The sequence below is a fragment of the Pantoea sp. 1.19 genome, assembly GCF_001922585.1.
Classification (GTDB): Bacteria; Pseudomonadota; Gammaproteobacteria; order Enterobacterales; family Enterobacteriaceae; genus 1-19.
The window spans coordinates 132667-146987 of sequence record NZ_MRBS01000006.1 but is presented as its reverse complement, the minus strand read 5'-3'; the positions used below and the strand labels follow the sequence as shown (position 1 = coordinate 146987).

Below are 14321 nucleotides of genomic sequence, written 5' to 3'. Positions count from 1 at the left end.
TAGCAAATCATTTTGTTATGCGGAGGTTGGCGCGCGGAAGCGGCGATGCCGGGGCCAGAGATCCTGCGGCGCTATTGTTTCTTTTTCGCGGGCAAAAGTCATCTCTCCATCAGAGGATTTTACGCCCGTGGCTGTCGCTGTTATGCTGCGCAGGACATTTACACGATTAAGGAAAAGTCATGACCACCCCTTCTTTTGACAGCGTCGAAGCGCAAGCAAGTTACGGAATTGGTTTACAGGTCGGCCAGCAGCTGCTGGAGTCGGGGCTGCAGGGACTGCAGCCGGAAGCCTTACTGGCGGGCCTGCGCGATGCGCTGGAAGGGAATGCCCCGGCGGTCCCGGTAGACGTGGTACATCGCGCGCTGCGTGAGGTTCACGAGCGGGCCGATGCGGTGCGTCGCGAGCGTCAGGAAGCCATGGCGGTCGAAGGTCAGGCCTTCCTGCAGGAAAATGCGCAGCGCGACGGCGTGAGCACGACGGAATCCGGTCTGCAGTTCCGCGTGCTGACCCAGGGGAGCGGGGCGATCCCGGCACGTACCGATCGCGTTCGCGTGCATTATACCGGCAAGCTGATTGACGGCAGCGTTTTCGACAGCTCGGTGGCGCGCGGTGAGCCGGCAGAATTTCCGGTCAGCGGCGTGATTGCCGGCTGGATTGAAGCCCTGACCCTGATGCCGGTGGGTTCCAAATGGGAGCTGGTCATTCCGCATCAGCTGGCTTACGGTGAGCGCGGCGCCGGTGCTTCTATTCCGCCGTTCAGCACGCTGGTATTTGAAGTCGAGCTGCTGGAGATCCTCTAAGCGGTCAGGCGCCCCCGGCCGCGGGGGCGTCTTCAGCGTCACTTCTGCTGTAAATCTACCCGCCACAGCGCAAACCCCATCGCATCCTGTCCCACCGGCGTCATTGGATAGCGCGCCCGCTGCTTGATAAAGGCGGTGGCTTTCGCGCCCGGGGCGGTTTCAACGCGAATATCCAGCGGCGTTTGGCCAGAGATCGGCGCAATACGCCAGTTGTTATCCGCCGCGGGCTGTACCGCGCCGTACGCACGCGTCTGCGCGCCAATCCAGTCGGCGAGGATCGCGCGGATTTCATCCGGCGCGGCAAATGCAACAAACTGCTCGCCGGTGCCGGCAAACTTTCCGCCGTACGCGCGGTAGTTATTCGTCGCGATCAGGAAAGTAGCCAGCGGATCCATCGGTTTTCCCTGCCAGCGCAAGTCGACGATGCGTGAGGCATCGGGATGCAGAGGCTGACACTCGGCGTCATAGCGGGCCGGTTGCGTCACATCGATCTGATAAGTCACACCGTCGATCACATCGAAGTTATAGGTGCGAAAATCCCAGTTGATCAGCGACTGCGGCGCGCTGCGGGTCGGATCAATCTGCGCAAACTGACCGGCGGCACACTCCAGCCACTGCTTCACCTGCGCGCCACTGACCTTCAGCACCACCAGCGTATTCGGGTAGAGATAGAGGTCGGCCGCGTGACGGAAGCTCAGCGCGCCTTTTTCCACTTCAACATACCCGTGGGGATCGTTCTTTCGCCCGCCGGCTTTAAACGGCGCCGCGGCAGACAGGACCGGCAGGCGGGCAAGGTCAGGATCGCCCTGAATAAAGCGCTCAACGTAGTCGCGCTGGGCGCGATTGACAATCTGCACGGTGGCGTCGTTCTGTATCAGCGACAGGTAGCTGTACATCACGTCTGCCGATCGCCCAATCGGTTGGCTGACAAAGTCGCGCGTCGCCCGATGATCGGCAGCCAGCACCCGGGTCAGCGCCGGATCCGGTTCAGCCAGCACCCGGGCGGCAGTGTTGTCATAGACTGGTCGCGCTTGCGCCCGCGCCTCGCTCACCTGCCAGCGGCCACCGTCGTTGCTGAGGGTCAGATCCACCACGCCAAGGTGACTGCCCCACATGCCTGGCATCACCGCCGGGATCCCGTTGATCAGCCCGCGGGCGATATCCACGCCGGGCAGAGCGGCGAAGTCGCCGCCGGGGAACACCGCGTGGGCGTGACCAAACAGAATGGCATCGATACCGGGTACCTGACTCAGGTAATACACGGAATTCTCCGCCAGCGCGTGCCAGGGGGCGGCCGACAGGCCGGAGTGCGCCACGGCGACCACCAGATCGGCACCCTGACGGCGCATCTCCGGCACCCACTTTCTGGCCGTCCCGGTGATATCTTCCACAGTCACTTTGCCCTGCAAATGCTGACGGTCCCAGCTCATGATTTGCGGTGGCACAAAGCCGATATAGCCGATCTTCAGCGTCTGCGGCTGGCCAGCGCTGTCGATCACGGTCAGGGGTTTAATCAGCCACGGCGTGAACAGGGGCTTACCGCTGCGTATATCAATAATATTGGCGTTAATATAAGGAAACGCTGCGTCTTTTATCGCTCTCTGCAGATACGGCAGGCCATAATTAAATTCGTGGTTACCCAAATTTCCCACGGTGTAATCCAGCGTATTCATAGCCTTGTACACCGGATGGATTACGTCTTTCTGCGGCTCTCTGGCGGCGGCATAATCCCCCATCGGACTACCCTGAATTACATCGCCATTATCAATCAATACGCTATTTTTCACTTCTTCACGCGCGGCACGAATTAGGCTGGCGGTACGCACCAGACCAAACTGGTCGCTGGGGGCATCTTTATAATAATCATAATCCATCATATTGCTGTGCAGATCAGTGGTCTCCAGCAGGCGTAATGCCACCGTGGCGGCGGGCAACTGGGCCGAAATAAGCAGCGACAGCAGCGCCACAGAGATAGGCTTCATCGTCATTCCTTTTCGTTACAGATGTCAGCGAGTAACGATCTCAGAAATTTTGCAAGGGTAGACGTTTATTTCATAGAAATGTGAGATGGGGCAATGTTTAACGTCGGCGCCCCGCGTCAGGGCGCCGGTGAATTGGCTTCAGACGCCGCAAAAACGCGGTTTGCTGACGCCCGCAACGCCCACGCGCAGGGAAAATATCGCACCGGCCAGCGGCGTTTGTGCGATCTCCTCCGCGCTGAAGTGTTCGCGCGTAGTGGTGACAAACAGCGTGCGCATATCCGCCCCGCCAAAGCAGACCATGGTCGGACAGCGCACCGGCAGGCGGTGGCTTTCGAGCACCTCACCGTCCGGCGAGAAGCGGCAGAGCCGCCAGCCGTCGTACAGCGCGCTCCAGTAGCCGCCCTCAACGTCCATCGCCGCACCGTCCGGCAGGCCATCACCGGGCTGAAAGCGATGGAATGCTGAGCGTGCGCCGGGCTCACCGTCATCGCCGATCGGCGCGCGCCAGATGACGCCATTCGGCGTATCGCTGCTGTACATCCAGCGGCCATCGGCGCTAAACGCCAGGCCGTTATGCCCCATGATATCGCACTGGATCACGCGGGTTTGCAGCTGCGTATCGACCCGGCACAGTAGCGCGCCGTTAAAATCCCCCGGGGCCCAGAAGGTACCGGCGTAGAAACGCCCCTGTGAATCAACGCCGCCGTCGTTAAAGCGACACAGCGCCGGATTACTGGGATTATCACACACTTTTTCGCTGAGCTGCCCCTGTGCATCGCAGAGCCAGATACCGGAGCGCAGCGCCACAATCAGCCCGCCTTCCCGGCGCAGGGCAAAACAGCCGGGCTCTTCCGTAAAGGTGATAATCCGGTGCTGCTGGCCCTGCGCATCGCAGCAGTGGATCTCTTTTTTCAGGATATCTGTCCACCACAGGGTTTGCGTGGCGGCGTCCCAGGTGGGACATTCCGGTAATTCGCCGCGGTAATCGGGCAGAAACGGAGTAATGGCAGTTGACACAAGAATCCCTCATCTGGCTGGTTTAGACGGTAACGCTTCGGGTATGCTGTTGAAACAGGTCTCCCTTTTTCTCCGCGCGTACCGGTCCGGAGCACCTGCTATGCTCAACCACAGGCCGCGCGCTAACCTGGCGCAAAATGCGACAAGAGTGAGGTAATCATGTTAGACGAGATTTGCCAACTGGCCCGCGATGCGGGGGCCGCTATCATGACCATATATACCGGCGATACGCCAATAGACGTTGGGCAAAAAGCGGATGACTCACCGGTTACGGCGGCAGATATCGCCGCACACCGCACGATCATTGCCGGATTGCAGGCCCTTACCCCCGACATTCCGGTACTCTCGGAAGAAGACCCGCCGGGCTGGGAAGTGCGACGCCACTGGCAGCGCTACTGGCTGGTTGATCCACTGGACGGTACCAAAGAATTTATTAAGCGCAACGGCGAATTTACCGTCAATATCGCGCTAATTGAGGCGGGAAAACCGACGCTGGGCGTGGTTTACGCGCCGGTACTTGACGTTTTATACGCTGCCGCTGACGGCAAAGCCTGGAAAGAGGAGCAGGGTACGCGTCAGCCGATCCACGTGGCAGATGCGCGTCCGCCGCTGGTGGTGGTCAGCCGTTCTCACGGTGACGATCCGGAGCTGCAGGAGTACCTGCACTCGCTGGGCGAGCATCAGACCGTGGCGATTGGCTCCTCGCTGAAGTTTTGCCTGGTGGCAGAGGGCAAGGCGCAGCTCTATCCACGCTTTGGGCCGACCAACAGTTGGGACACCGCTGCCGGGCACGCGGTGGCACTGGCCGCCGGCGCGCATGTGCACGACTGGCAGGGGCGCGAGCTGGATTACACGCCGCGCGAGCGTTTTCTCAATCCCGGTTTTCGCGTTTCGCTTTACTGATCTCCTGCCCATCCGTTGGATTATCCGGGGATGGGCTTCCTGTCAGCAGCGTTATTTTCTGGAGACAACAGACGGTATCATATTCCGGCTGGTCGTTTTATTTTTTCCGGTTGCTGTTGATTGTTGATTTAATTATTCGGCAGAAAACAACCCCCCCTGAATAAAATGGCGAATTCAGCGTTGACTTATTATCTGACTATGGTGTTAGATACCCCACGTTGCCGGTAGGGCACAGTATTTAACTTATTATAAGGGAAATGAAGATGAATGCTTTAATTAAAGCCGCGCTGGTCGCTGCTGTGATTACCTCTGTCTCGGGATGTACGGGGAGTGTATATAACAAGCAGAAAAATTGTAATTACGACTATTTATTCCATCCGGCAATCTCGCTGTCAAAAATGATTGGCGGCTGTGGCCCGGTTGATAAATCGTAACGCCATCAGCCAGCGGCAGCGGCGATAAATCCGCCGGGCCGGTCGGTGCAGCACCGCCCCGCGAATGCGTACAACTGAGCGTAAGCGGGGCGGAAAGTCGGTTATTTTAACAGCTTGTGCAACAAGTCGGTGACCTGCTGAACCTCCTGCTGCGATAAAGCTCCGTCCTTTTTAAACTGCACCTTACCCTCTTTGTCCAGTACGGCAATCGCCGAGCCTTTAGGCTGTAAATCCCAAGCCTTGCGCACCACGCCATCGCTGTCGACCACAAACTGTGACCATGGGTACTGCTGCTTATTGCTCTCAATACTGCTGCGGACAAACATGCCGGTACCGGGAATGGCATCGTCGGTATTCACGATGGTCGTGGTTTGATAGCGATCGTGCGGTAGCCTGGCAGCCTTGATGGCTTCAATCAGCGCGGCATTCATCTCTTTGGCAGAGGAACGCCCGGCGATATGCTGGATAACGCGCACCTTGCCCGGCAGCCTGGCGCTGTTCCAGGGCTGATAACTAAACTGATCCTGTGCCAGCACCAGTTCGCCCTTATCGCCGACGCCAACCGGGGGCACGCGCTGGCCGTCGCTAAGATTCATCGCCAGAGAGGAGAGGGGCAGGCACAGTGCCAGGCCGAGACACAGCTGACTCATACGCATGGAGAGCTCCTGAAGAGTGATCAGACCAGATGGTCATGCGCGTGTAATAATAAGCAGGGATGATGCGTTTGTCGCAGCGGGGGCGCGCTTTTGCAGTGCAGCGCACAAAACCCCTCTTTTTGAAGGTTTATCATGGATAATCGCGCCATGCCCGCAGAGTCCGCTGTCATCATGTGTAAAGACAGTAAAAAAAGTCACCTTTGGGAACATACTCTCCACAGAGGCGTCTATACTGTGCACAGTAATTTTCCGCTCCAGGAGATCGGCCCCCATGTTGAGGGCGTAGGAGCGACCATTCGTTGAAGGAGTAGAATGAGAAAATGAAAATTTTTAGCCGTTACAACCCACTACAAGTCGCTAAGTACGTGAAGACGCTGTTCAGAGGGCGGTTGTACATCAAAGACGTCGGCGCGTTCGAATTCGATCAGGGTAAAATCCTGCTGCCGCGCATTAAAGATAAGCAGCATTACTCGGTGATGTCCGAGGTCAACCGTCAGGTGTTACGTCTGCAGACCGAATTTAACTGACGACACCGGATGAAAAAAAGGGCGCCCTGGCGCCCTTTGTGTAGTTACTCTCCCGTGCTGTCCGGCAGTCTGGCCTTGGGCAGGGTAATGCCCGGCGTGGCCTCAATTCGCGTTACCAGCAGCTGATCAATACGGTAGCTGTCAATGTCGACCACCTCGAACTTATAGCCAGAAAACTTCACAAAATCGGTGCGTTTAGGAATTTTACGCAGGGAATACATCATAAAACCGCCAATGGTTTCGTAATTTCCCGACTGTGGAAAATCGTCGATATCCAGCACGCGCATTACGTCATCAATTGGCGTACCGCCTTCCACCAGCCAGGAGTTTTCATCGCGGGCAACAATCTGCTCTTCCATCCCCTGGCCAACCAGATCCCCCATGAGCGTGGTCATCACGTCGTTAAGGGTGATGATACCGACCACCAGTGCGTACTCATTCATGATGACCGCGAAATCATCCCCGGCGGTTTTAAAGCTTTCCAGTGCTTCAGACAGGGTCAGGGTGTCGGGCACAATCAGCGCCGAGCGGATCTGCACGCCGCTGTTCAGCGTCAGGCTCTGGTGCCCCAGCACGCGGTTCAGCAGCTCTTTTGAGTCGACGTAGCCAATAATGTGATCGATATCGCCGTTGCACACCAGAAACTTGGAGTGCGGATGCCGGGCTATCTTCTCTTTCAGGCTGGATTCGTCTTCGTGCAGATCGAACCACACAATGTTTTCTCGCGAGGTCATCGAGGAGGGGACGGTGCGCGATTCCAGCTCAAACACGTTTTCAATCAGCTCGTGCTCCTGCTTGCGCAGCACCCCGGCCAGCGCACCGGCCTCCACCACCGCGTAGATATCGTCAGAAGTGATGTCATCTTTCCGCACCATTGGAATTTTAAACAGGCGGAAGATCATGTTGGCCATGCCGTTGAAGAACCACACCAGCGGGCGAAACACCAGCAGGCAGAAGCGCATCGGATTGATTATCCGCAGCGCGATCGCCTCCGGGGCGATCATCCCAATCCGCTTAGGCGTCAGATCGGCAAACAGAATAAAGAAGCTGGTCACCAGGGTAAATGAGCAGATAAAGCTGAGCTGTTCAGCCAGTTCTGGCGACATAAAACGGTGGAAAAGATCGGCAAATGCCGGCGAGAAGGCGGCATCGCCGACGATACCACCGAGAATGGCCACGGCATTCAGGCCAATCTGCACCACGGTAAAAAACATCCCCGGGGTCTCCTGCATCTTCAGAATGCGCTCCGCGTTGATGTTGCCCTCATCGGCCAGCAGCTTCAGTTTAATTTTGCGTGACGCCGCCAGCGAGATCTCCGACAGGGAGAAAAAGGCGCTCACGGCGATCAATAACAGTATGACAAGCAAACTATCTAACATGAATGTTCCCATTTTTTTAACAACTTGTCATTTTTGGCCTGGGCAGCGTCAATACACCTGAAACCGGGCAGAAGGGCTATCCGTGCCAAAAATGTCTGCCGCAGGTGCCTGATGTTGTGCGAAAGCGATGTCGTGGCGGGCAGATGGATGAACGCGTGCTGTACCAGACAGCAGCGCGTTAGTGGGCGGGATTATAGCAGCAGGGCGAGGCCTGCTGCCAGACTCTGTATTGAAATTGCGCAGCGGCCGGCGATCAGGCGTCGGGCGGCAGGCAAACGCCGATACCGCCCAGGCCGCAGTAACCGTGCGGATTTTTGTACAGATACTGCTGATGGTAGTCCTCGGCGAAGTAAAACGGACCGGCCTCGCACACTTCGGTGGTGATCTCGCCGGGGCGTCCCGCCGCGATCAGCGCATTTTCAAAGCGGTGCAGGCTGGCGTTAGCCGCGTTGGCTTGCGCGTCGTCCAGCCAGTACAGAGCGGAGCGATACTGACTGCCAATGTCGTTCCCCTGGCGCAGCCCCTGCGACGGATTGTGATTTTCCCAGAAGAGCGTCAGCAGCTGCTCGTAGCGCACGGTGGTGGGATCAAACACCACTCGCACCACTTCGGCATGGCCGGTGCGGCCGGAGCAGACTTCGTCATAGGTGGGATGCGGCGTGTAGCCCCCGCTATAGCCGGCGGCGGTGCTCCAGACGCCGGGCTGTTGCCAAAACAGGCGCTCCACTCCCCAAAAGCAGCCCATGCCAAACAGGGCGACCTGCATCCCCTCGGGGACGGCAGTCAGTGAGTGCCCATTAACTGCGTGATGATCGGTGAGCGGCAGTGGCGTCTCCCGCCCGGGTAATTCCCGATCCCATTTCACCACCAGGGATTTCTCTAATTTAGCGACCACGTGTAACTCCTGTTGGTTTCGTAACGCAATGCATGTTGTACTGCCGGACGACATTGCACACAATACCGCTTGAACGTAAATTTTAGCTAAAAATGTTATCTTGCGGCGTGCAGGGCGGCAGATTGCCTGCATAATTGTCGCGAGAGATTGCGATTGAAGCCGGGGCAATGGTGAGAAAATGACCATCAGGAGCGCGTCCCGGCGGTCAGACAGGAGTGAGCGTGGCAAACATTCGTCTTTTATTGTTCACCGGCAGCCTGCTAGTGGCGGCCACCACCGCCGATGCCGCGAAGGTGCGTCTGCAGCTGGAAGGGCTGACTGGCGAGCTGCAAAAAAATGCCCGGGCGCGGCTCTCCACCATCGACAGCGATGAGGTTAACGCCGACGGACGCTTCCGTGCGCGGGTCGCGGACGCCATCAAAGAGGGACTGCGGGCGCTGGGCTATTACGATCCCGACATCGACTTTGTGTTTCGCCCGGCGCCGCCGGGGGGCGGACGACCGGTGCTGATTGCCCGCGTCAAGCCCGGTGAACCGGTGCGCATCGCGAAAACGACCGTCGTGCTGCGCGGCGGCGCGCGTACCGATGAGGATTATCGCCAGCTGGTGAAAACCGGTCAGCCGGCGAAAGGGACGATCCTGAACCACGGCACCTACGACAAATTCAAAAGTTCACTCAGTAATCTGGCGCTGCGTAAGGGCTACTTTGACGCTGACTTTCTGAAAAGTGAGCTGGGGGTAGCGGCCGACCTGCACGAAGCCTTCTGGGACATCGATTATGACAGTGGACAGCGCTATCGCTTCGGTGAAGTGACCTTTGAAGGATCGCAGATTCAGGAGGCATATCTACACAATCTGATACCGTTTAAACGCGGCGATTACTACAGCTCTCGCGATCTGGCGGAGCTGAATCGACGCCTCTCGGCCACCGGCTGGTTTAACTCGGTGGTGGTCGCGCCTGAGTTTGAACAGGCGCGGCAGAGTAAAGTGCTGCCGCTGGAGGCCGTGGTCTCGCCGCGAACCCAAAATACCGTCGAGACCGGCGTGGGTTACGCGACCGATGTCGGACCGCGGGTCAAAGCCTCATGGCGCAAACCGTGGGTCAACTCACGGGGTCACAGCTTCACCGCCAGCACCAGCCTGTCGGGGCCGGAGCAGATTCTGGATTTCAGCTATAAAATTCCGCTGCTGAAAAGTCCGCTGGAGCAGTACTACCTGCTGGGCGGCGGCTACAAACGCACCGATCTCAACGACACAAAATCAGACTCCACCACGCTGGCCGCCTCGCGCTACTGGGATCTCTCCAGCGGCTGGCAGCGCGGCATCAATCTGCGCTGGAGCCTTGACCACTTTACGCAGGGCAGCGTCACGAACACTACCATGCTGCTCTATCCCGGCGTCAGCGTAAACCGCACCCGTTCGCGCGGCGGTCTGATGCCGACCTGGGGCGATACCCAGCGCTACTCCATTGACGTTTCCGACACCACCTGGGGATCGGATGTCGACTTCCTGGTATTGCAGGCGCAAAACGTTTGGATCCGTTCGCTGGCGGAGAAACATCGCTTCGTCGCGCGCGGTAATCTTGGCTGGATTGAAACCAACGACTTTGAGCGCGTTCCGCCGGATCTGCGCTTCTTCGCCGGAGGTGACCGCAGTATTCGCGGCTACAAATACAAAGGGATCTCGCCGCGCGACAGCGAAGGTAAGCTGACCGGGGCCTCAAAGCTGGCGACCGGTTCGCTGGAGTACCAGTACAACGTCACCGGAAAATGGTGGGGGGCAGTATTTGTTGACTCAGGCGAAGCGGTAAACGACATCAAAAAAAGCAATATCAAAACCGGTGCGGGCGTTGGCGTACGCTGGCAGTCGCCGGTGGGGCCGATCAAGTTCGACCTGGCGGCACCGGTCGGGGATAAAGAGGAGCATGGCGTGCAGTTTTATATCGGTCTGGGGCCTGAGCTATGAGTCGCTGGAAAAAGGGTCTGATAGGGTTACTGATCGCTGTCGTCCTGCTGCTGGGAGGCGTGGCTTTCCTGATTGGAACCACGACCGGCCTGCATCTGGTCCTGAACGGCGCGGCGCGCTGGGTGCCGGGGTTGGCTATTGCTGAAGTAAAGGGCGGCTGGCGCGATCTGACTATCAAAGGCGTCGCATACCGGATGCCGGGCGTGGAGGTGGACGCCGGTGAGCTGCATCTGGCGCTGAAGCTCGCCTGCCTGCGCGACAGCGCGCTGTGTGTCAATGAATTGGCGTTAAACGACGTCCGGGTGCGGATCGACAGTAAGCAGTTACCCGCGTCGCCGCCCGTGGAAGAAGAGCCGGCTTCGACGGGCGATCTCAGCACCCCCTGGCCGCTGACCCTGAGCAAGCTGGCGTTGCACAATATTGATCTGCGGATCGATGATACCGCCGTCTCCCTGCGCGATTTCCGTACCGGGATTGACTGGCGTGAGCGCTCACTAACGCTTTTGCCAACGCAAATAGAGGGGTTACTGATCGCTCTGCCGAAGGCGACGCAGGTCGCTCAGGAGCAGGTGATTGAACCCAAAGTGCAGCAGCCGCAGGCAGATGAAAAACCGCTGGGCGAGACGCTGCGCGCGCTGTTCGCGCAGCCGCTGCTGCCGGCACTGCCCGATTTCCGCCTGCCGCTGGATGTGGATATTCAGAACATTGTGGGTGAAAACCTGCGTCTCACCGGCGACACCGACGTGCTGGTGACCCGGCTGCAGGTACAGGCAAAAACCGTTGATCGCGATTTACAGCTGCGCACCTTCGATGTCGATTCGCCCCAGGGACAGCTCAATCTCAGCGGCGGCGTCACGCTTACTGACGCCTGGCCGGTCAACCTGACGCTAAACAGTACGCTCAATGTCGAGCCGCTGCGGGGAGAGAAGATCAAACTGGACCTCGGCGGCGGACTGCGCGATACCCTGACGCTGGCGCTCAACCTCTCGGGGCCGGTCCGTATGACGCTAACGGGGGATACCCGCCTTGCCGAAGCCGGCCTGCCACTCAATCTGCATCTGCAAAGCCCGCAGCTGCGCTGGCCGCTGACCGGCAAGGTGCAGTATCAGGCCGACCAGCTCGATTATCGCTTTAGCGGTAAAGCGACTGACTATGCGATGTCGCTGAACGCTGCGCTACAGGGTGACGGCGTACCGCCGGCCACGCTGGCGCTGGCGGGCACGGGCAACGTGGAACAGTTTACACTGGAGAGGCTGCGGCTCAATGCCCTGCAGGGCAGTGCCGAACTGCGCGGCGTGGTCGACTGGAGCAAGGCGATCAGCTGGCGCACCGAGCTGGCCCTCAGCGGCATCAATACCGCCAAACAGTATCCTGACTGGCCGGCCAGACTGGACGGTTCGCTAAAAACCACCGGCAGTCTCTACGGCGGTAGCTGGCAGGTACGGGTGCCGGAGCTGAAGCTGAGAGGTAACGTCAAGCAAAACGCCGTGTCCGCTGACGGCACGCTGTACGGTAACAGCTATCATCAGTGGACCATTCCTGGCATCAGGCTGGTGCTGGGCCGCAACAACGTCAACCTGAAAGGGGCACTCGGCGAGACGCTGGCGCTGGATGCCGATATCGATGCCCCGCATCTCGATAATGCACTGCCGGGACTGGGCGGCGTGGCAAAAGGCACGATTAAAGCGCGGGGTAACCTGGAGGCGCCGCAGCTACTTGCCGATCTCACCGCGCGCAATCTGCGCTGGCAGGCGCTGCGCATTGGCCAGGTCACCCTTAACGGCGATGTGCGATCCGGTGAGCAGGTTGGCGGTAAGCTGGCGGTGCGCATTGAGCGGCTGCAGCAGGAGGCGCTCAATCTGCGGCTGATCACCCTCAACGCTGACGGTAACGAGAAAAAGCACCAGCTGAAGCTGAATGTCGATGGCCAGCCGGTCTCCGGGCAGCTGGCGCTAAACGGCAGCTTCGATCGCGCTACGCAGCGTTGGCAGGGCAATCTGCATAACACCCGCTTTGATACGCCGGTGGGAGAATGGCGCCTGACCCGCGCTATCGCGCTGGATTATCTCAATGCGAAGCAGACCGTCACGGTCGGACCGCACTGCTGGCAAAACCCCAATGCGCAGCTGTGCGTGCCCAAAACCATTGAGGCCGGACCGAGCGGCAGCGCCAGCGTGGTGCTGAACCGCTTTGACCTGGCGATGATCACCCCCTTCCTGCCGGCGGAAACGCGCCTCAGTGGCGTCTTCACCGGCAATGCTGACGTGCGCTGGCAGGCGGGCGAAGGCCTGCCGCAGGGCAACGTCACGCTGCGCGGCAGCGGCGTGAAGGTGGTACAGGATGTGCAGGGGAACGATCTGCCGATTGCGTTTGATACCCTGACGCTGAACGCCGGACTGAAAAACAACCGGGCGGAACTGGGCTGGCTGATTCGCCTTGCCAATAACGGCCAGCTGGACGGCAAGGTGCAGGTGGCCGATCCGCAGGGGCGGCGCACGCTGTCGGGCAACGTCAATATCGCCAACCTGTCGCTGGCGCTGCTCAATCCGGCGCTGATGCAGGGAGAAAAAATCGCCGGCATGATTAACAGCCAGCTGCGGCTGGGCGGCGACGTGCAGCGTCCGCTGGTCTATGGTCAGTTAGGGCTGCGTAACGTCGATGTGGATGGCAACTTTATGCCGGTCGACCTGACCGGTGCCAACCTGACGATGGTGTTTAACGGTATGCGCTCCACGCTGGAGGGGGTGGTTCAGACCGCTCAGGGGCAAATCGCGCTCTCCGGCGATGCCGACTGGGCGAAGCTGGATGCCTGGCGCGCGCGCATCGCCGCCAAAGGGGATAAGGTGCGGGTGACCGTACCGCCGATGGTGCGCATGGACGTCTCGCCGGATTTGGTGTTTGAGGCTACCCCACAGCTGTTTAACCTTGATGGACGGGTTGATATTCCCTGGGCGCGTATCACCGTGCAGCAGGTACCGGAGAGCGCGGTGGGCGTCTCGCCGGACGAGGTGATGCTGAATAACAATCTGCAGCCGATCGCGCCAAAATCGGCCGCCATTCCTATTAACAGCAACCTGATAATCCACGTTGGCGACAATGTGCGACTTGATGCATTCGGACTGAAAGCGCGGCTGAACGGCGATCTGAAGCTGATTCAGGATAAGCGCGGACTGGGGCTTAACGGGCAGATCAATATCCCGTCTGGCCGCTTCCATGCCTACGGCCAGGACCTGCTGGTGCGTAAGGGTGAGCTGCAGTTTGCCGGGCCGCCGGACCAGCCCTACCTCAATCTTGAAGCGATCCGCAATCCGGAAGCTACCGAAGACGATGTCATTGCCGGAATCCGGGTCACCGGGCTGGCTGACGAACCGAAAGTAGAAATCTTCTCCGATCCGGCAAAATCCCAGCAGGAGGCGCTCTCTTACCTGCTGCGCGGCCAGGGGCTGGGCGGCGAAGGGGACAGCAACGCCTTAACGTCGGCGCTGGTCGGTCTGGGGGTTGCACAAAGTGGTCAGGTTGTGGGTAAAATCGGCGAGACCTTTGGCGTCAGTAACCTCGCGCTGGATACCGCTGGCGTTGGCGATAGCCAACAGGTACAGGTGAGTGGCTATGTGCTGCCGGGTCTACAAGTAAAATACGGCGTGGGTATCTTTGATTCACTGGCAACGCTCACGCTGCGTTACCGGCTGATGCCTAAGCTATATCTGGAAGCCGTGTCTGGTCTCGACCAGGCGTTGGATCTGCTCTATCAGTTTGAGTTTTAG

General features: G+C 59.0%; 11 protein-coding genes. 6 read left to right on the top strand and 5 right to left on the bottom strand.

The window, feature by feature from the left end:
* The first annotated feature begins 179 nt into the window (after window positions 1-179).
* Complete coding sequence (gene fklB / locus BS626_RS12520; RefSeq protein WP_075182739.1) at window positions 180-800, top strand: FKBP-type peptidyl-prolyl cis-trans isomerase; 621 nt, start codon at window positions 180-182, stop codon at window positions 798-800.
* Between the two features lie 38 nt (window positions 801-838).
* Here fklB and BS626_RS12515 read toward each other — a convergent pair whose 3' ends face one another.
* The gene (locus tag BS626_RS12515; protein ID WP_075182738.1) at window positions 839-2782 is read right to left on the bottom strand and encodes a bifunctional 2',3'-cyclic-nucleotide 2'-phosphodiesterase/3'-nucleotidase; all 1944 of its coding nucleotides are present in this window, start codon (window positions 2780-2782) and stop codon (window positions 839-841) included.
* Window positions 2783-2920: 138 nt separating this feature from the next.
* Entirely contained in the window at window positions 2921-3799 is an 879-nt protein-coding gene (locus BS626_RS12510; RefSeq protein WP_240494306.1) for an SMP-30/gluconolactonase/LRE family protein, read from the bottom strand.
* Window positions 3800-3958: 159 nt separating this feature from the next.
* On the opposite strand from BS626_RS12510, the gene cysQ reads away from it, so the two are divergent.
* Both cysQ and BS626_RS12500 read left to right on the top strand, forming a co-directional pair.
* A complete protein-coding gene (gene cysQ / locus BS626_RS12505) occupies window positions 3959-4702 on the top strand; it encodes a 3'(2'),5'-bisphosphate nucleotidase CysQ (RefSeq protein WP_075182737.1) in 744 nt (247 codons plus the stop codon).
* A gap of 263 nt (window positions 4703-4965) precedes the next feature.
* Complete coding sequence (locus BS626_RS12500) at window positions 4966-5136, top strand: YhfL family protein (RefSeq protein ID WP_075182736.1); 171 nt, start codon at window positions 4966-4968, stop codon at window positions 5134-5136.
* A gap of 101 nt (window positions 5137-5237) precedes the next feature.
* On the opposite strand, the gene BS626_RS12495 is transcribed toward BS626_RS12500, so the two are convergent.
* On the bottom strand, window positions 5238-5786 hold the full coding sequence (locus BS626_RS12495; protein WP_371328500.1) for a YtfJ family protein: 549 nt from the start codon (window positions 5784-5786) through the stop codon (window positions 5238-5240).
* A 326-nt stretch (window positions 5787-6112) separates the two neighbouring features.
* On the opposite strand from BS626_RS12495, the gene BS626_RS12490 reads away from it, so the two are divergent.
* The gene (locus BS626_RS12490; RefSeq protein WP_075182734.1) at window positions 6113-6319 is read left to right on the top strand and encodes a DUF1107 domain-containing protein; all 207 of its coding nucleotides are present in this window, start codon (window positions 6113-6115) and stop codon (window positions 6317-6319) included.
* Window positions 6320-6363: 44 nt separating this feature from the next.
* On the opposite strand, the gene BS626_RS12485 is transcribed toward BS626_RS12490, so the two are convergent.
* Both BS626_RS12485 and msrA read right to left on the bottom strand, forming a co-directional pair.
* On the bottom strand, window positions 6364-7698 hold the full coding sequence (locus BS626_RS12485; protein WP_075182733.1) for a hemolysin family protein: 1335 nt from the start codon (window positions 7696-7698) through the stop codon (window positions 6364-6366).
* Between the two features lie 253 nt (window positions 7699-7951).
* Window positions 7952-8593: a peptide-methionine (S)-S-oxide reductase MsrA gene (msrA, locus tag BS626_RS12480; protein WP_240494305.1), complete on the bottom strand. Its 642-nt coding sequence runs from the start codon at window positions 8591-8593 to the stop codon at window positions 7952-7954.
* A 221-nt stretch (window positions 8594-8814) separates the two neighbouring features.
* Here msrA and BS626_RS12475 point away from each other — a divergent pair, with 221 nt between their 5' ends.
* Window positions 8815-10557: an autotransporter assembly complex family protein gene (locus tag BS626_RS12475; protein WP_075182731.1), complete on the top strand. Its 1743-nt coding sequence runs from the start codon at window positions 8815-8817 to the stop codon at window positions 10555-10557.
* The gene (locus BS626_RS12470; protein ID WP_075182730.1) at window positions 10554-14321 is read left to right on the top strand and encodes a translocation/assembly module TamB domain-containing protein; all 3768 of its coding nucleotides are present in this window, start codon (window positions 10554-10556) and stop codon (window positions 14319-14321) included. The genes BS626_RS12475 and BS626_RS12470 overlap by 4 nt, the downstream gene beginning before the upstream one ends.

What these genes read in the sequence shown, in the direction of transcription:
- BS626_RS12495 (WP_371328500.1), bottom strand. Translation starts at nt 5,786, where the DNA reads ATGAGTCAGCTGTGTCTCGGCCTGGCACTGTGCCTGCCCCTCTCCTCT.
- cysQ (WP_075182737.1), top strand. Translation starts at nt 3,959, where the DNA reads ATGTTAGACGAGATTTGCCAACTGGCCCGCGATGCGGGGGCCGCTATC.
- fklB (WP_075182739.1), top strand. Translation starts at nt 180, where the DNA reads ATGACCACCCCTTCTTTTGACAGCGTCGAAGCGCAAGCAAGTTACGGA.
- BS626_RS12500 (WP_075182736.1), top strand. Translation starts at nt 4,966, where the DNA reads ATGAATGCTTTAATTAAAGCCGCGCTGGTCGCTGCTGTGATTACCTCT.
- BS626_RS12470 (WP_075182730.1), top strand. Translation starts at nt 10,554, where the DNA reads ATGAGTCGCTGGAAAAAGGGTCTGATAGGGTTACTGATCGCTGTCGTC.
- BS626_RS12485 (WP_075182733.1), bottom strand. Translation starts at nt 7,698, where the DNA reads ATGTTAGATAGTTTGCTTGTCATACTGTTATTGATCGCCGTGAGCGCC.
- BS626_RS12490 (WP_075182734.1), top strand. Translation starts at nt 6,113, where the DNA reads ATGAAAATTTTTAGCCGTTACAACCCACTACAAGTCGCTAAGTACGTG.
- BS626_RS12515 (WP_075182738.1), bottom strand. Translation starts at nt 2,782, where the DNA reads ATGAAGCCTATCTCTGTGGCGCTGCTGTCGCTGCTTATTTCGGCCCAG.